Annotated in this window: 15 protein-coding genes; 5 read left to right on the top strand and 10 right to left on the bottom strand. The window is 71.1% G+C overall.

Annotation, left to right across the window (positions count from 1 at the left end; translation table 11 throughout):
* Window positions 1-45 precede the first annotated feature (45 nt).
* Together OC490_RS39090 and OC490_RS39095 are read right to left on the bottom strand one after the other, a co-directional pair.
* Entirely contained in the window at window positions 46-2,046 is a 2,001-nt protein-coding gene (locus OC490_RS39090; protein WP_262062794.1) for a HEAT repeat domain-containing protein, read from the bottom strand.
* Between the two features lie 86 nt (window positions 2,047-2,132).
* A complete protein-coding gene (locus tag OC490_RS39095) occupies window positions 2,133-3,800 on the bottom strand; it encodes an acyl-CoA dehydrogenase family protein (RefSeq protein WP_262062795.1) in 1,668 nt (555 codons plus the stop codon).
* A gap of 89 nt (window positions 3,801-3,889) precedes the next feature.
* Here OC490_RS39095 and OC490_RS39100 point away from each other — a divergent pair, with 89 nt between their 5' ends.
* Complete coding sequence (locus OC490_RS39100) at window positions 3,890-4,645, top strand: PaaX family transcriptional regulator C-terminal domain-containing protein (protein WP_262062796.1); 756 nt, start codon at window positions 3,890-3,892, stop codon at window positions 4,643-4,645.
* A gap of 40 nt (window positions 4,646-4,685) precedes the next feature.
* Here the strand turns inward: OC490_RS39100 and OC490_RS39105 are convergent, their stop codons facing one another.
* Together OC490_RS39105 and OC490_RS39110 are read right to left on the bottom strand one after the other, a co-directional pair.
* Window positions 4,686-5,480, bottom strand: coding sequence for a pectate lyase (locus OC490_RS39105; protein WP_262062797.1), 795 nt, complete (start codon window positions 5,478-5,480; stop codon window positions 4,686-4,688).
* Window positions 5,481-5,512: 32 nt separating this feature from the next.
* Window positions 5,513-6,469 carry a polysaccharide lyase family 1 protein gene (locus OC490_RS39110; protein WP_262062798.1) on the bottom strand — a complete coding sequence of 319 codons (957 nt, stop codon included), beginning with the start codon at window positions 6,467-6,469 and terminating at the stop codon, window positions 5,513-5,515.
* Window positions 6,470-6,716: 247 nt separating this feature from the next.
* Here OC490_RS39110 and OC490_RS39115 point away from each other — a divergent pair, with 247 nt between their 5' ends.
* Together OC490_RS39115 and OC490_RS39120 are read left to right on the top strand one after the other, a co-directional pair.
* Entirely contained in the window at window positions 6,717-8,045 is a 1,329-nt protein-coding gene (locus OC490_RS39115) for a PHB depolymerase family esterase (protein WP_262062799.1), read from the top strand.
* A 53-nt stretch (window positions 8,046-8,098) separates the two neighbouring features.
* Window positions 8,099-9,370, top strand: a complete 1,272-nt coding sequence (locus tag OC490_RS39120; protein ID WP_410099231.1) for an SGNH/GDSL hydrolase family protein — start codon at window positions 8,099-8,101, stop codon at window positions 9,368-9,370.
* On the opposite strand, the gene OC490_RS39125 is transcribed toward OC490_RS39120, so the two are convergent.
* Together OC490_RS39125 and OC490_RS39130 are read right to left on the bottom strand one after the other, a co-directional pair.
* Window positions 9,367-10,716 (bottom strand): nucleobase:cation symporter-2 family protein, encoded by a 1,350-nt coding sequence (locus OC490_RS39125; protein ID WP_262062800.1) that lies wholly within the window; start codon window positions 10,714-10,716, stop codon window positions 9,367-9,369. The two genes, OC490_RS39120 and OC490_RS39125, sit on opposite strands and share 4 nt — an antisense overlap.
* 130 nt (window positions 10,717-10,846) lie before the next feature.
* Window positions 10,847-12,193 (bottom strand): FAD-dependent oxidoreductase, encoded by a 1,347-nt coding sequence (locus OC490_RS39130; protein ID WP_262062801.1) that lies wholly within the window; start codon window positions 12,191-12,193, stop codon window positions 10,847-10,849.
* A gap of 227 nt (window positions 12,194-12,420) precedes the next feature.
* Here OC490_RS39130 and OC490_RS39135 point away from each other — a divergent pair, with 227 nt between their 5' ends.
* On the top strand, window positions 12,421-12,897 hold the full coding sequence (locus tag OC490_RS39135; protein ID WP_262062802.1) for a DUF6214 family protein: 477 nt from the start codon (window positions 12,421-12,423) through the stop codon (window positions 12,895-12,897).
* On the opposite strand, the gene OC490_RS39140 is transcribed toward OC490_RS39135, so the two are convergent.
* Window positions 12,842-13,630: a TetR/AcrR family transcriptional regulator gene (locus OC490_RS39140; protein ID WP_262062803.1), complete on the bottom strand. Its 789-nt coding sequence runs from the start codon at window positions 13,628-13,630 to the stop codon at window positions 12,842-12,844. The genes OC490_RS39135 and OC490_RS39140 overlap by 56 nt on opposite strands.
* A gap of 261 nt (window positions 13,631-13,891) precedes the next feature.
* Here OC490_RS39140 and OC490_RS39145 point away from each other — a divergent pair, with 261 nt between their 5' ends.
* The gene (locus OC490_RS39145; RefSeq protein WP_262062804.1) at window positions 13,892-14,140 is read left to right on the top strand and encodes a DUF2630 family protein; all 249 of its coding nucleotides are present in this window, start codon (window positions 13,892-13,894) and stop codon (window positions 14,138-14,140) included.
* A 58-nt stretch (window positions 14,141-14,198) separates the two neighbouring features.
* On the opposite strand, the gene OC490_RS39150 is transcribed toward OC490_RS39145, so the two are convergent.
* Genes OC490_RS39150 through OC490_RS39160 form a run of 3 tightly spaced genes read right to left on the bottom strand, consistent with a single transcriptional unit; the run spans window position 14,199 to window position 16,531 of the window.
* Window positions 14,199-14,894, bottom strand: a complete 696-nt coding sequence (locus OC490_RS39150; RefSeq protein ID WP_262062805.1) for an HAD family hydrolase — start codon at window positions 14,892-14,894, stop codon at window positions 14,199-14,201.
* A gap of 21 nt (window positions 14,895-14,915) precedes the next feature.
* Entirely contained in the window at window positions 14,916-15,566 is a 651-nt protein-coding gene (locus OC490_RS39155) for a phosphatase PAP2 family protein (protein ID WP_262062806.1), read from the bottom strand.
* Window positions 15,567-15,595: 29 nt separating this feature from the next.
* Window positions 15,596-16,531 carry a M56 family metallopeptidase gene (locus OC490_RS39160; RefSeq protein WP_262062807.1) on the bottom strand — a complete coding sequence of 312 codons (936 nt, stop codon included), beginning with the start codon at window positions 16,529-16,531 and terminating at the stop codon, window positions 15,596-15,598.
* Window positions 16,532-16,557: the final 26 nt, after the last annotated feature.

The following is a 16,557-nucleotide window of genomic DNA, read 5'->3' on the forward strand; positions in this document are numbered from 1 at the left end:
GCGGGGGCCCTCGTCATGCCCGTTCCCCTCCCCGTCAGATCTCTCCTACCTGCCGTACCCGCCCGCGCTCACCTCCCGGCACATCCCCAACAACTGCTCGTCCGCCAGAACGTCCTGACTGCCATGCCCGCCGGCTCGCGCCAAATGCCGTCGCGGACCGGCGAGTTCGGCCTCCACCAGATCATGCAGGGGTGCCCCGGCAGCCCCCATGTCGACCAGGCACGCGGCAACAGCGCCCCGCACACGCGGATGCCCGGTCCAAGCCGACCGCAGCACCGGAAGGACCCTCTCCGTATCCCCGGTCACCCGCCACAGCGCCCGGGCCCCCGCGACCCGCTCCTCCGCGCACTCCGCCTCGACCATCCGCGCCAGCCCGTCCGGCGCGACCCGCGCGCAGACCCCGACCCGCGCCAGTACCTCCGCGGCCACCCGGCGCCGCTGTCCGTCCGAACCCGCCAACTCCCGCAACAGGCACGGCAGTACGGCCGACGCATCCCCCTCCACCGACCACAACGCACCCGCCGCGACACCTGCGCACTCGGAGTCCAACAGCCCCCGCAGCACCGGTACGACGCCCTCCGCCCCGACCCCGAACACGTCCAGCGCCCGCACCGCCGACGTCACGGCCCGCTGCCCGGACCGCGCCCCGTCCGGCATCCCGCGCAACAGGCGCAGCACCTCCGGTACGGCCTCCTGGTCGGCGAGCGCGGTCAGCGCGGACAGCAGGGGCAGGGCACGGTCGGACGTCTCCGGGGAGTCCAGGGGCACACGGCCGAGCCGGTGCCGCAACGCCGGAGCGAGCGGTCCGGCCGAGTGGCCCAGATGGACGACGACCCGTCCCAGGTCGTCGGGCACGACCGGCCGCGCGAGCACCTCGGCCAGTACCGGTGTCGCCCGTGGATCGCCGCTGCGGGCAAGGGCCTTGAGCGCGCCGCCCAGGGCCGGAGCCCCACGCTCCAAGCGCTGCGTCCACAGTTCGGGGCGCGCGATCACCAGCGCGTGCAGGCGATCGGCGGCCGGCGCGGCCAGGTGGAAGAGTTCCCCCAGCACCGACGCCGCGGCATCGCGCAACCGGTAGGCCTCCGTGCCCAGTTGCTCGCCGACCAGCGCGACGAGCGCCGAGTGGTCGCCCCGCCACTCGCGGAACAGCCCCGCCGACATCCACACCCCGTTGCATCGGTCGGTGGAGTCCGGAGCAGTCAACTGCCCTTCCAGCAGGGCGACCCGATAGGTCACCTGCCCGCCGAGCGCGGTGTGCAGCGTGCGCACGATCTGGGCGCCCTCTTCGTCCGAGGGGCGAAGCCGCCGTAACCGCCCAGCGAGGGTGTCCGGCTCGGGAGGGCCGCTCTCGGCCGGTGTCGAGGGCCCCGACCGACGCCGCTCGGACCGCTCCCCGAGCAGGCGCACGACCGTCGGGACCAGGTCGGCGGGAAGCAGATCGGGCGCGCAGCCGGCGAGTTGGCCGAGCGCGGCGAGCCGTAGCCCGGGGTCGCACGGCGGAACGCCGAATGCCAGCAGGGTGTCCAGTGCCTCGGCGGCGTGGGCCGGATACCGTCGTGCGAACAGACCGAGGCTCTCGACGAGGGCGAGCAGAACCCGGTCGTCGCGCTCGGCCGTGGTCCGCCGCCGTAACAGGTCCAGCACGCGCGCGGGTTGATCGAGGAACCGGACCAGCCCCTCGGCGGCGGCCCGGCGCACGCCGGGGTCCCGGTCGCCGACGAGCGCGACAAAGGCCTCGGCCCCCGCCATGAGGACGGCCTCAGCCGACCCGTGCCCCCGCCCGATGCTGACCAGAAGCTCCACCAACTCGCCCCGCTCCGCGACCACCTCGTCAGTGGCGAGCGCGAACAGAAACGGAACGCAGGCGAGTGTCGAGTCGTACACCAACCCCTCGTGGTGCACCGCGCCGTACATCCCGTCGAGCGCGCTCGCCCGCTCGACGGGGTCCGTGGCGGCCAGTCCCCTGAGCAGTCCGGGCACGTCCGCCGCACTGCCGTACGCATGGCGCAGCGAGGCCCAGTCGACCTCGTCGATCCCCGTGAACACGTTGCCCTCCCCAGACGAAGTGCCAACTGATCGCGAGTCTGCACCACGCCACTGACAACGAAGCGGAATCGGGAGGTGACCGAGGGTCAGTCCCCGTCGGGCAGGGCGCGGGAGAGGATCGCGCCGAGGTCGGCGGAGTCGGGGAGTGTGCCGAAGGCGTGCCCCCAGTCGCCGCCCAGCCGGGTCGCGCAGAAGGCGTCGGCGACCGCGGCCGGGGCGTGCCGTACGAGGAGGGACGCTTGGAGGGTGAGCGCCATCTGCTCGACGAGGCGGCGTGCGCCGGTCTCGGTCGCCTCGCTCAACGCGCCCCTCAGCCGGCTCACCGCCGCGTCCAGGCGGGCGTCCGCGCCCCGCGCCAGGGCGAGTTCGGCGAACAGCGCGTCCGCCGGGCCGGGGTCCCGGCTCAACGCCCTTAGTACGTCAAGGGCGTTGACGTTACCCGAGCCCTCCCAGACGGAGAGGAGGGGTGCCTCGCGATAGTGCCGGGGCATGCCCGAGTCCTCTACGTAGCCGTTTCCGCCGAGGCACTCCAGGGCCTCCGCCGTGAAGGCCGGACCGCGCTTGGTGATCCAGTACTTGCCCACGGCGGTGGCGATCCGGCGGAACGCGGACTCGGCGTCGTCCCCGCGCACCGCACGGTCGGCCGCGCCCGCCAGCCGCAGGGTGAGAGTCGTCGCAGCCTCCGACTCCAGTGCCAGATCGGCCAACACGTTGCGCATCAGCGGCTGTTCGAGCAGCCGCGCGCCGAACGCGCTGCGGTGGCGCACATGGTGGCCCGCCTCGACGAGCGTCTTGCGCATCAGCGTCGCCGACATCATCACGCAGTCCAGACGGGTGCAGTTGACCATCTCGATGATGGTCTTGACGCCGCGTCCCTCCGGCCCGACCAGCCAGGCGACGGTCCCGTCGAACTCGGGCTCGGAGGACGCGTTGGACCGGTTGCCCAGCTTGTCCTTCAGCCGCTGGATACGGAACACGTTGCGGCTGCCGTCGGGCAGGACACGCGGCACAAGGAAGCACGACAGTCCACCCGGAGCCTGGGCCAGCACGAGGAACACGTCGCACATCGGCGCCGACGTGAACCACTTGTGCCCGCGCAGCGTGTACACACCGGGTTCGGCGGTGGGCGTGGCCGCCGTGGTGTTCGTGCGGACGTCCGAGCCGCCCTGCTTCTCCGTCATCCCCATCCCGGCCAGCAGCCCGCGCTTCTCGGCCGGGACGCGCAGGCCCGGTTCGTACACCCGGCTGGTCAGCAACGGCTCGTAGACCGCGGCCAGTTCGGGCTGGGCGCGCAGCGCGGGGACGGCGGCGTACGTCATCGACGTCGGGCAGCCGTGCCCGGCCTCGGTGTGTCCCCACACCAACCCGCCTGCCGTACGGGCCACATGGGCACCGGGACGTTCGTCCGCCCAGGGCGCACCGGCCAGTCCCTCGGCGACGGCGACCCCCATCAGCCGGTGCCAGCTCGGGTGGAACTCGACCTCGTCGATCCGGTTGCCGTACCGGTCGTGCGTGCGCAGCTCCGGCTCGTGCCGGTTCGCCTGCTCGCCCCACTCCTGCGCCTCCGCGCTGCCCGCCGCCCGGCCGAGCCGCCGTACGTCCTCCTCGGCCCAGCCGGCGCCCTCCCGGCGGAGCCCCTCCAGGAGGGCCGTGTCCTCGGAGGCGTCGTACGGGGCCAGGGGCGGGGGCTGGTTGGTGACGTCGTGCGTGGCGTCCCGGGGCTGCGGCGGTGTGTGCGCGAGTGTCTGGGCCATACGGGAAGTGTTGCACTATCTCTGCGGTCGCATCAATGATGTAACACGAGAATCGACGCCGTAGAGTGCGAGGCCATGCTTACGAGGTCATGCGGATGAACGAGTCGGAAGGGCCCGGCGAGGTGGACCTGCGCCCGCTGTCCGCGCGGTCGGTCGTCCTCAGCCTGCTGCTGGGTACACATCCGCCCGAGCTGCCCGTACGGGATCTGCTGCGCGCCGTCGAACCACTCGGCGTCGCCGGATCCACCCTGCGGGCCGCGCTCAGCCGGATGGTCGCGGCCGGAGATCTGCGGAGTACGGACGCCGTCTACCGGCTCAGCGACCGCCTGTTGGAACGCCAGCGCCGCCAGGACGTCGCCGTACACCCCGAGACCCAACCCTGGGACGGCGACTGGGAGATGACCGTCGTCACCGCGACCGGCCGCGGCCCCGCCGAACGCGCCGAGCTGCGCGGGGAGTTGACCGCACTGCGGCTCGCCGAACTCCGCGAGGGAGTCTGGCTCCGCCCGGCCAATCTGCTACGACCCCGACCGGACGAACTCGGCACGGTGGCCCGGCACTTCACCACCCGCCCCGAGGAGCCCGCTCGCGAACTCGCCGCGAACCTGTGGCCACTTGAGGCCTGGGCGAAGACGGCCGAGGCGCTGCTCACTCGGATCACCGCCACCGCCGACCGCCCGGCCGATCGTTTCACCGTACTCGCCGCCGTCGTACGCCACTTGCTCGCCGACCCGGTCCTGCCCCCCGAACTCCTGCCCGCCGATTGGCCGGGCCCCGCCCTGCGCGCCGAATACACCCGCCACCGACGGGAGTTGATCGCGGCCGTGCTGGGAAACAGGGCGTGACCCCGAGGGGCCCGGCACGGCCGCCTTCATCGCCGTGGGCTCACTTGTAGGTGATGTCCGACGCCGAGTACTTGCAGTAAGTCCCGTCCGCGCCCGTGCCGTTGGTGGTCGGCTCCGCGCCCGTGTTGTTCCCGATGTACTTCTGACAGGGGATCATCTTCTTGCTGGTGTCCCCGACGATCGTGATGGCCTTCAGGGTCGCGCTGTCACCGTAGTTGGTGTTGATGCCGACGATCCGGCTGCCCTTGTACGTCGCCTCGATGGTGTTGAGGTTGATCGTGCGCTTGTACTGCGTCTTGCAGTTGCCGCAGGAGCGGACGAACGTACCGAAGGTCTGCGCCGCGAAGTTGGAGACGTTCAGCGTCCCGGCGCCGTTGAACTGGAACACCTTGTCGCTGGCCTCTTTCGCGCCACCGCCGGAGACGGTGTACACGTTGGACGACGAGGAGCCCAGGAAGGTCGCCGCGTCCTCGCCGACGTCCTCCCACCAGACGTTCTGCAGCGTGCAGGCGCCCAGGCAGTGGATGCCGTCGGCGGCGGGCGAGCCGATGATGACGTTCTTCACGACGGCGCCCGGGGCCAGCTCCAGGATGGGGCCCTGGTCCTCGTCCTGGCTGCCCGTGCCCAGGTCGCCGCTGCCGTACAGGCGCAGCATCCCGTAGTCCTTGGTGCCCGAGACCGAGATCGTCGAGGTCACCGCCTGGCTGCCGCTCGCGGTGGGCCAAGTGGCGGCACTGGCCGGCGAGAGGGTGCCGGATGCCATGATCATGCCAATGGAGAGGCTGAAGGTGGTCAGCGCGCCGGTCAGCACGCGTGGCCGTATGGAAGAAGTCATGTCCCGATTCCTTCTCCGAGGTGGGGGAGTGGTCAGAGCTTTCCGGTGCCCGCGCCGGACGTCACCGAGGCGACGACGGTCGAGGCGGGCTCGGCGGTGTAGCTGTACGGCGGGCTGGTGAACGTGCCCACCTGCGAGATCTCGGTGGCGGCTCCGCCGAGGTCGTTGCCGCTGAGGTTGGCGTAGCCGTCCACGTCGCTGTCCCGGTTCGTCGTGACGGCGACCTCCGTGTCACGGAAGACGTTGTTCTGGACGAACATCTGGGCGCCCATGCGCGAGTGCACAGCGGTCTCGGCGCCGACGACGTAGTTGTCGTAGAAGTGCCCGGTGCCGAAACGCAGGCTGGGGATGCGGGAGTTGACCTGGTCGAACCAGTTGTGGTGGTACGTCACCCGCAGATGCCCGGTGTCCTCGCTCGCGTTGTTGTCGCTGTGGCCGACGAGCGAGCCCTTGTAGTGGTTCTTGAAGGTGTTCCAGGAGACGGTGACGTAGTCGGAGGCGTGGCTGATGTCGACCAGGCCGTCGTAGTAGTCCTTGCCGTGGTCGAGGTCGGACGAGAAGGCGTTGTGGTCGATCCACACCTTCGTCGACGCCTGCACGGTGATGGCGTCGGCGGGCGCGAGGGGCTTGCTGATGTTCAGGTTGCGCACGACGACGTTGGTCACCTTCTTCAGGCGCAGCCCGCCACCGGTGAACCCGGACGCCGAACCCACGCCCAGGACCGTCGTGTTGGACCCGATGTCCACCTGACCGCTCAGCGAGATCAGGCCGTTGACCTTGACGACCTTCGAACTGCTGCCGGTGACGGCCGACTTGAAGGCGTCGAGCGTCGACACCGTGACCGCCGCGGCGCTGCCGCCACCGGTCGTCCCGGCGCCGAAGCCGACCGGCGAGGCGTCGGCCGCGGCGGCGGAGTGGGGGAGTGCGAGCACGGCGACGGCGGCGAGCGCGGCGGCCGTCAGGGCTGACCTTCGGGGGCGAGTGCGCATGCGGGTGCGTCCCTTCGGAGGGATCGGGTGATCGCGTACGTGAACGAGGTATGCCGGGAGGGGGCCTGCGGTCACACATCTGAACGGAACGTAGGGTGCAAGCGCTTTCTAGTCAACGCTCCGCGCGAAACTATTCGAAGCGTGGGAGCGCTTCCATGGGGCTCATGTCCATGTCACGATGCCGATGGTTCCCACCCGAACGACGTCGCACGAGCCGCACGAGCCGCGATCAGGAAGGGACGATGACGTGCGCCCCACAGCCGCCGACAACACCCTCAAGTCCGCCCGGAAGAAGCCGCGTTCGGTACTCGTCGCCCTCTTCGGAGCGCTGGTGCCGTTGCTCGCGGCCCTGACCCTCCTGGCACCCCCGGCCGCCGCCCGCGCCGAGGCCGTCCCCACCGCGACCCTCACCGAGGTCACCGGCTTCGGCACCAACCCGAGCAACCTGCAGATGTACGTGTACGTCCCGGCCGCCGTCACCGCCCACCCGGCGGTCGTGGTGGCCGTGCACTACTGCGGGGGATCGGGCCCCGCGATGTACTCCGGCACCGAATACGCCTCGCTGGCCGACCAGTTGGGGTTCATCGTCGTCTACCCGTCGGTCACCCGCGCCAGCAAGTGCTTCGACGTCTCCTCGTCCCAGGCCCTGCACCGCGACGGCGGCAGCGACCCGGTCGGCATCAAGTCCATGGTCGACTGGGTGAAGAGCGCCTATTCCGCCGACCCGAGCCGCGTCTTCGCCCTGGGCATCTCCTCCGGCGCGATGATGACGAACGTCCTGCTCGGCGACTACCCCGACGTCTTCGCGGCCGGCGCCGCCTTCGCCGGCGTACCGTTCGGCTGCTTCGCCACCACCGACGGCTCCGAGTGGAACACCGCCTGCGCCAACGGCACCGTCACCCACACCCCGCAGGAATGGGGCGACTTGGTGCGCGGCGCCGACCCCGGCTACACCGGCGCCCGCCCCCGGATGCAGCTGTGGCACGGCACCGCCGACGACACCCTGCGCTACCCCAACTTCGGCGAGGAGATCAAACAGTGGACGAACGTGCTGGGCGTCGGCCAGACCCCGGCCGCCACCGACTCCCCGGCCACGGGCTGGACCCGCACCCGCTACGGCGCCACCGGTGACCGGGCCCCCGTCGAGGCGATCAGCCTCCAGGGCGTCACCCACAACCTCTATACCTACGGCATGGGCGCCCGCGTCCTCACCTTCTTCGGCCTCTCCGGCGGCGGCACCACGCCCCCGCCCTCGACCGGCCCCTGCAAGGTGACGGTCACGACCAGCGCCTGGAACACCGGCCTCACCGCCTCCGTGACGATCACCAACACCGGTACGAGCACGGTGAATGGCTGGCAGCTCGGTTTCACCCTGCCCACCGGCCAGACCATCACCAACGGCTGGGGCGCCACCTACGCCCCGGCCTCCGGCACGGTGACGGCCACCAACGCGTCGTACGACGGCACGATCGCCCCGAACGCGAGCGTGACCATCGGCTACCAGGCGAACCACACCGGCAACAGCGCGGCACCCACCGCGTACATGCTCAACGGGACAGCCTGCACGGTCGGTTGACCCACACTCCGGCGCCCTTCGCTCTCAACTCCTTCCCGGGGAAGGTGGATTCCGTGCACGTCACGAGACGGACCGTGATCGGCGCCACGGCCTCGGCGCTGTCAGTCCCCAACTCGGTGCGTGTCGAGGGCAGTTCGACACGCACCGGCTCGCACTGGGTGAACACCTGGACGGCGATGCCCCAGCTCACCGAGCCCGGCAACCTGCCGCCCGCACCCTTCACCGGGACCAGGTCGGTCCTGGTCGACACCACGCTCCGACAGACGCTCCGCGTCACCACCGGAGGCCGGACGCTGCGCCTGCGCTTCTCCAACGCCTACGGCGACACCCCACTGCCACTCACCGCCGTGGTGGTGGCGCTCCCGCAGGACGGCAGGGCGGGCGCGAGCGCGATCGTGCCCGGCAGCGGCAGGCCGGTCACGTTCGCCGGACGCGGGTCGGCGACCGTCCCGGTGGGTGCCCAACTGGTCTCGGATCCAATGGACTTGGACCTGTCCGCCGCGTCCGTCCTGACGGTGACGACCTACCTGGCGACGGGCCAGCCCTCGCTCGCGCTCACCTCGCACCCGGGCTCGCGCACGACGTCGTACCTCCAGCTCGGAGACCGCGCACAGGACGAGGACCTGCCCGGTGCGACCCCGGTCGACCACTGGTATCTGCTGAGCGACGTCGAGGTGTTGGCCCCGCGCACCACCACGGCCGTGGCGATCCTGGGCGACTCGCTCACCGACGGCCGAGGCTCCACGACCAACGCCAACAACCGCTGGCCCGACCAGCTCCACGACCGCCTCCGCGCCCACCCCGCCACCGCCGACGTAGCGATCCTGAACCAGGCGGCGGGCGGAAACCGGGTCCTCCATGACGGCCTCGGCCCCAACGTCCTCGCCCGCCTGGACCGCGACGTCCTCTCCCGCAGCGGAGTCACTCGCCTCGTCGTCTTCGAGGGCGTCAACGACATCGGCACCGCGGACGCGACCCCCGCCGCCCAACACCAGCTCACCGAAGACCTGTTGGCCGCCTATGACCAGATCGTCGTCCGCGCCCACGCGCAGGGCATCCGCGTCTACGGCGGGACCCTGCTCCCCTTCGGCGGCAACACCTACGACGACCCGGCGGGCGAGCGCGAGCTCACCCGCCGGGCGGTCAACGCCTGGATCCGGACGAGCGGCCACTTCGACGCGGTCATCGACTTCGACCGCGCCGTACGCGATCCGGCCGACCCCCGCCGTCTGGTGGAGTCCCTCCAGGTGGGCGACCGGCTGCATCTCAATCCGGCGGGGTACGGCGTGCTGGCCGCGACGGTCCCCGCCCGATTGCTGCGTTAGACGACCGGCTCCTTCGCGGTGGCGGGGGCGGCGGACGAACTGCCCTTCACCGAAAGGTGGTTGAAGACCAGGTTCAGCACGATCGCCGTCAGGCAGCCCGCGCTGATGCCGCTGTTCATCACCGTCTGGAACCAGTCAGGGAACTGCGTGTACACCGTCGGCACGCCGACCGGCAGCATGCCCACGGCCACCGAGACGGCGACGACGGTGAGGTTGTGGTTGTCCTTGAAGTCGACCTGGGTCAGGGTGCGGATACCGCTCGCGGCGACCGTGCCGAACATGACCAGGCCCGCGCCGCCGAGCACCGGTGCCGGTATCGCCGCGACGACCGCGCCCAGCTTGGGCAGCAGACCGAGGACGACGAGGATGCCGCCGGCGACGGCGACGACCCAGCGGCTGCGGACCCGGGTCATGCCGACGAGGCCGACGTTCTGGGCGTACGCCGTGTACGGGAAGGTGTTGAAGACGCCGCCGAGGACGGTGGAGAGGCCGTCGGCGCGCAGGCCGTCCGCGAGGGAGCGCGGTTCGATCCTGCGGTCGGTCATCTCGCCGACCGCGATCAGGTCACCGGTCGTCTCGGTCATCGTCACCAGCGCCACCACCAGCATCGACACGATCGCCGAGGCATGGAAGGTGGGCGTACCGAAGTGGAACGGCGTGCTGATGCCGACCCAGTCGGCGTCCCCGACCCCGCTGAAGTCCGTGAACCCGAACACCACCGCGGCCACCAGCCCCACGGCCATACCGATCAGCACCGCGATCCGGCTCAGGAACGCGGGCGCGAACCGCTGAACACCCAGGACGACCACGAGCACGAAGGCCGCGAGCGCCAGGTTCTTCGGTTCACCGAAGTCCTTCGAACCCTGGCCGCCCGCCGCCCAGTTGCCCGCCGCGGGCAGCAGCGACAGACCGATGATCAGGATCACCGTGCCGGTCACGAGCGGCGGGAAGAAGCGCAGCAGCTTGCCGAACACCGGTGCCAGGAGCGCGATGGCGAGCCCCGCGATGATCACGGAACCGTAGATCGCGGGCAGTCCGCCGCCCGTCGTACCGATCAGCACCATCGGCGACACGGCGGCGAACGTACAGCCCTGCATGATCGGCAGCCGCACCCCGAACCGCCAGAAGCCGATGCACTGGATGAGCGTCGCGATACCGCACACCAGCAGGTCGGCGGTGATCAGATACGCCAGATCGGCGGCCGACAGCTTCATCGCCCCGCCGACGATCAGCGGAACCGCCACCGCGCCCGCGTACATCGCGAGGACATGCTGCAGCCCGAAGGCGGCCAACTGCCGTACGGGTGGGACCTCGTCGACGGGATGCACGGGTGTGGTCGCTGCCATGGGCACTCCTGAGCGGCGGAGAGGGAGGGAGGCGGGGAGGGGGAGAAACATGTGGACAGCACGAGACCGTAAGCGCCTTGAACAGTTTGTTGATTTCTGAGTTGTTGCCGCCGTGTGTCATGCCCATCCGCTAGGCGCGCGACGCGCGCACCGCCTCCCGAAGAGCCTCCCAGCCAGGCAGTTTGACCACGCCGCCACGCCCGAGCGAGGCCCCCAGCTCCGCCTCGGCCCGCTCGATGGCCTCCCAGCCGGCCCACTCGACCGGCTTGACCCCCTCGGCACGCAGCGCGAGGAGGGGGTCCTCCGAGGCTTCGTGCCGTACGAGCATGGGGGCGTCCTCCAGCAGGGACGTCACCGTCTCCTTGGCGTCCGGGCGGTTGGTGCCGATGACACCGGTCGGGCCCCGCTTGATCCAGCCGGCCACGTACTCGCCGGGCGCGGGCATCCCCTCACGCAGGACGCGGCCGGCCCGGTGCGGCACGACGCCGAGCTCGGCGTCGAACGGCAGCCCGTCCAGCGGCACCCCGCGATAGCCCACCGAACGCAGCACCAACTGCGCCTCGATGTCCTCCAGTTGACCCGTGCCGCGCACCCCGCCGTGCCCGTCCGGCGCGGTCCGTTCGAAGCGCACCGCGCCCACCCGCCCCGCGTCGGCGAGGAGTTCGACGGGACGGAGGAAGAAGCGGAGGCGGATACGGCGTGCGGCGCCCGAGGGAGGCAGGGTCGCCCAGTTGCGCAGCGTCTCCACGTTGCGGCGTTGCGCGGCGGGCAGGGCGGCGGGGTCAAGACAGTCCGGGTCGAGCGCCAACTCGGCGGGATCCACGGTCACTTCGGTGTCCGGCAGGCCGCCCAGTTCGCGCAGCTCCTTGGTGGTGAAGCGGGCCTGCGAAGGGCCGCGCCGGCCCACCATGTGGATGTCCGACACCCCGCTCGCGGCCAGCGCGGTGAGCGCCGCCTGCGGTATGTCGGTGCGGCTCAGCTCGGCCGCGCCGCGCGCCAGCATCCGCGTGACGTCCACCGCGACATTGCCCACGCCGATGACGACGGCCGAGCGCGCGCCGAGCACGAAACCGCCGGCGGCGGAGTCCGGATGGGCGCTGTACCAGGACACGAACTCGGTGGCCGACCAGCTGCCCGGCAGCTCCTCGCCGGGAATCCCCAGGTGGCGGTCGGTGGCGGCACCCACGCAGTACACGACCGCGTCGTACAGCTCCCGCAGCCGCGCGGTGGCCAGTCCGCCGGGCCCCACCGCCACCCCGCCCAGGAACCGCACCCGCTCGTGCTCCAGTACCGTCCGCAGATTGTTCTGCAGCGACTTGATCTTCTCGTGGTCCGGCGCCACGCCGTAGCGCACCAGACCGTACGGGCACGGGAGCCGGTCCAGGACGTCGACCAGCGCTCCGGGCTCGCGCTGGACCAGGCTCTGGGCGGTATAGACCCCGCTCGGCCCGGAACCGACCACGGCGACACGCAGCACGGCGGAACTCCTCACCCGTCAGGCACGCAGGAGATCGCTGACTCGCCAGACCGCTGGCAACTCCAGGGTCCCACCACCGGGGCTCCGCTGACAGGGTGCCGTGCGTACCCGTACGAGACGGGGGCGCGCGTGTCCGTTCGTATGGAATGTGATCATGCGGTTACGTTGCGTGTGTGCTAGAAGCATCCTTTGTTAATCTTTCCGATCGCTGCCCGGAGGACGGCGCGGTGTCCGTGTGGCCCGCGTGGGAAGTGCAGGAGCACGCCGGAGCCACCTCGTGGTTCCACGTCCGGCTGGCCTTCACTGACGGCGCCCGGGTCGACGCACTCGCCGTGGTCTCCGACCGGGGCGTCTCCGTCGAGGACGTACGGGCCCAACCGGCTCTGTCCCTCGACGACTTGACGGTGCTCGCCGACTGGATCGAGGGACCGCTCTTCGAAGCGTGCGGCCTCGAACCGGGGCACGTGTACGAGGGGGAGGAGGGAGCGGAGCCGGGTGGAGCGCGCCGGGCCCGGCCGCCCTGGCCGCGCGGCATCGAGGGGCGGTGGCTGGTCGCCCAGGAGTACCGCGCCGCACAGGAGGAGGGTGTCGATCCCGTCCTCGCGGTGATGTGCGCGACCGGACACAGCCGACGCCGCTCGCTCCGACTCATCTCCCAGGCGCGCGACGCGGGCTATCTGACACCTCGTCATGCGAGGCGTTGAGCCGGTGAGTTGGAGTCGACGAGTTGGGGCGACGGCTGGGCTGGGCGTCGGAAGGCTCCCCGTTGTGCTCTTCCGCGGACCGGTCGTCCGTCGCGAAGAACCGTGAGAGGTCCGTGTCGGCCGCCGAGCGCGGTGTGCCGGCCTCGGGCGGGATCCCCAACTCCCAGTCGAGCCCGTACCGTTCGAACAACTCGGTGCGCAGCACCGGGATCGGCATCGGTACCCCGGGCACCAGCGCCGCGTAGACCGCGCCCATGAGGAGGGCCCGCAGCATCGGGTAGTCGGACGGGTTGTTCCCCGACCTGTACCGCGCGATCGTCTCCCCGAGCAGTTCGGCCAGGCGTCGCTGCTCCGGGCACTGCACGAAGCCCTCACCCTGGAGCAGCCCCGCCATGTGCTGGCGCATCAGCACGGGCCGGTCGTGCGCGAGGCCCAGGATCGCGTCGATGGCCCGCGCCATGCGCTCCCGCTCGTCGGTGGTGCGCGGCTCGCGCTCCAGCGCTTCTTCCAGCGTCCGGTGCATCAGCCGGTGCACGGCGGACTGCACGAGCTGGCGTTTTCCTGGGAAGTAGTACGACACCAGTCCGCGCGCCGAACCGGCCCGGTCCGCGATGTCACCCAAGGTCGTGGCCTCGAAGCCGCGCTCACCGACCAGCTCGACCGCAGCCTGCAGAAGCCGCTCCCGGGAACGCCGTCGCAACTCTTCATTGACCGAGGCGCTTCGCGGGGACATGCTGTAACTCCTGCGTTGACTGGCTATCAGCCAACTATACTCAGGGCGTACGGGTCCCCATCGCGGGGGCCCGGCGAATGCTGCCGTCCGTCTGGGGCGACGCGGGGGATCGTCTCAGGCGGGCGGCTCCTTTTCACCCCAATGGTTACCTGGGGCGACCTTTGGCCGGGCGTCCGGCGCCGCCTTCTCGCACATCTGTCGCACGGCACGTGATCCGTCCCTAGAGTGGGCACGGGTGACGAGCCGAGGAGGCGCACGGGCATGGACCAGGACCAGCAGATTTTCGCGCGGATCAACGAGATGGTCGACGACGAGCGCAAGCTCCGGGAGGCCCTGGCCTCCGGCACGATCGACAGCAGCACGGAGCACCAGCGCCTCGGCCAGTTGGAACGCGAACTCGACCAGTGCTGGGACCTGTTGAGGCAGCGCCGCGCCAAGGTGGAGTTCGGCGAGAACCCGGACGAGGCGCGGGTGCGCCCGGAGTCCGAGGTGGAGGGGTATCAGGGGTGACTTTGGGGGCGGGCTGCGGGGGCCGACCCTTGGGCTGGGGCCGGAGGTCGGCCTCGGCTCAGCCCTGACCGACCAGGTCGAGCACGGGGCGCAGGGCGTCCGGCCGTTCGGTCACCGGGCGGTGGTCCACGAAGTGCACCCCGCAGCCCAGGGCCGCCGCCCCGCCGTCCGAGCGTCGCTCGTCGCCGACCATCAGTACATCCTTCGGGTCGGCCCCGAGCGCCTCGCAGGCGACCGCGAACAGCCGCGGGTCCGGCTTCTGAACGCCGTGTTCGTACGACAGCACGTACGTGTCCACGTAGGTGTCGAGGCCGTGCTCGCGGAACACCGGCCGCAGATCCCAGCCGATGTTGCTCACCACGCCCACGCCGATGCCACGCTCGCGCAGTGTCCGCAGCACGACTTCCGCGTCCGGGTACGGCGTCCAGGCGGCCGGCGTCATGTGCCGGTCGTACAGCGCGTCGTGCAACGCCGGGTCGGGGAGCGGGACTTGGCGGGAGACGCCGGTGTACGCGGCCCGGTGCAGTTCCGCGCTCTGGTCCCGGATCGCCCACATCTCGGCGAACTCCGCGGGCAGCCGCTCCGGCTGCGCCCCACCCGGCATCGCCCCCGCCGACTCCAGCGCCCGCGCCGCCTCGGCCAACTCCGGCTCGGGCAGCGCGATCCCGGTCTCCCGCAGTACGGCACGCAGCCAGGACTCGGTGGACTCGATACGGAAGAGGGTTCCGGAGAAGTCGAAGAGGACGGCACTCATGCGGTGATCTTACTCAGCCGTTCACACCCACCGCCGTTCGTACCCTCCGACAGCCACTGCCACCACGAACGCCCCCAGAACCCAGCCGCCCAACACGTCCGACGGCCAGTGCACACCCAGCCACACACGGGTCAGTCCCACACCCGCCACGGAGATCACGGCCAGAGTCACGGCCGTACGCCACACGGCACGTCCGGCGTCGTAGCGGTGGAGCAGCCACAGGAGGAGGCCGCAGACCACGGTGGCGGTCATGGCGTGGCCCGAAGGGAAGGCCGCGTAGTGGGCGGAGTCGACGGGGTCGGGCCACACCGGGCGGGGGCGGTCGACCAGTGCCTTCAGGGTCTGCTGCAGCAGTGTGCCAAGCGCACATGTAGCCGCCAGCCATAGTGCCGTCCACCATGCGGAACGCCGCCACACCAGCCACACCATGGTGGCCGCACATACAAGGCGCAGGGTGAGAGGGTCCCAGACCCAGTCCGTCAGGATGCGGCACACCTGCGTCACCCTGTGGTCCTCGACCGCCCAACGGTGCGTCGTTACGGCGATCCGGCTGTCGAGGTCGATCAGCGGACGCCACTCCACCGCGACCAGGGTGAGAAGCAGCGTGGAGCACAGGGCCAGGGCCAGGGCGACGGTGGTGTGCCGGTGGGTCGGGCGGGACGGACAGTGCATACAACGATCCTCGCCGATCCATGCCGATCTCAGCCGAGCGCCCGCAGCCCCGGTACGAAGGCCACCAGCACCGGAATCACCGGCACCAGCGCCGCCGTGGCGGTCAGTCCCAGGCGGCGCGTCGGCGTGAGCCGGTCCTGAGGTGTGAGCAACCGGTGCACCCGCTGCGGGACATGGGCATGCGGGGTCGGGCACGGCCCGAACACCCCACGGTCCTCGTTGAGTTCGACGAGTGCGAGCGCGGTCGTGAGGCGGCCGAAGCGGCGGGAGGCCATGTCGTCTGCGGCGAGTTCGACCAGGCGGTGCATCTCGTCCCGGAACGCGGCGAACACCGGAACCTGCGGGAACCCCGTCGCCAACGCGGCCGAACAGTGCAGCAACCAGTCGTGCCGGGCCTGTGCGTGCCCCTGCTCGTGGGCGAGCAGGGAGTCCAGCTGCCGTCCCTTGAGTCGGCGCAACGCGGCTGTGGTGATGACCAGTTGAGGCGCGGGGCCGGACATCCACCACGCGTCCGGCCGCTCGCCCTCCAGTACGACCAGGGGCTCGGCGCCCGGCTCCTCGCCGGGCAACAGCGGTGCGCGGACGAGGAGTTCGGCCCTCCGCCGCCGACGGCGCGACCGGGCCCGTACGACCTCACGGACCAGCATCGCCACCGTCCACGCCCCGCCGCACGCGAGGGCCACCGCGGTCGCCGCGGCCCAAGGCCCGGTGGTCACAAGGGGATAGGCGTCCAGAACGGCGTGCGGGGCGTTGGCGAAGACGTGGCCGCGCACCGCCTGCCACGCGGCGGCGGCGCTCAACGTCATCGACAGGGCGCAGCACAGGAGGACGGCCGCCACGACGCACTGCCACACCCACAGCGCGAGCACCGGCTCGTGGTCCGGCCAGTCGGCCCGGGCGAGCAGCCGTGGGGCGACGACGGCGGCCAAGGCGCCGAGCAGCAACAGTGCCGCGGGGACCATCATGGGAGCACCCTATGAGCGCCGCGGTG

The sequence above is a fragment of the Streptomyces sp. STR69 genome (assembly GCF_024519455.1).
In the GTDB taxonomy this organism is placed as follows: domain Bacteria; phylum Actinomycetota; class Actinomycetes; order Streptomycetales; family Streptomycetaceae; genus Streptomyces.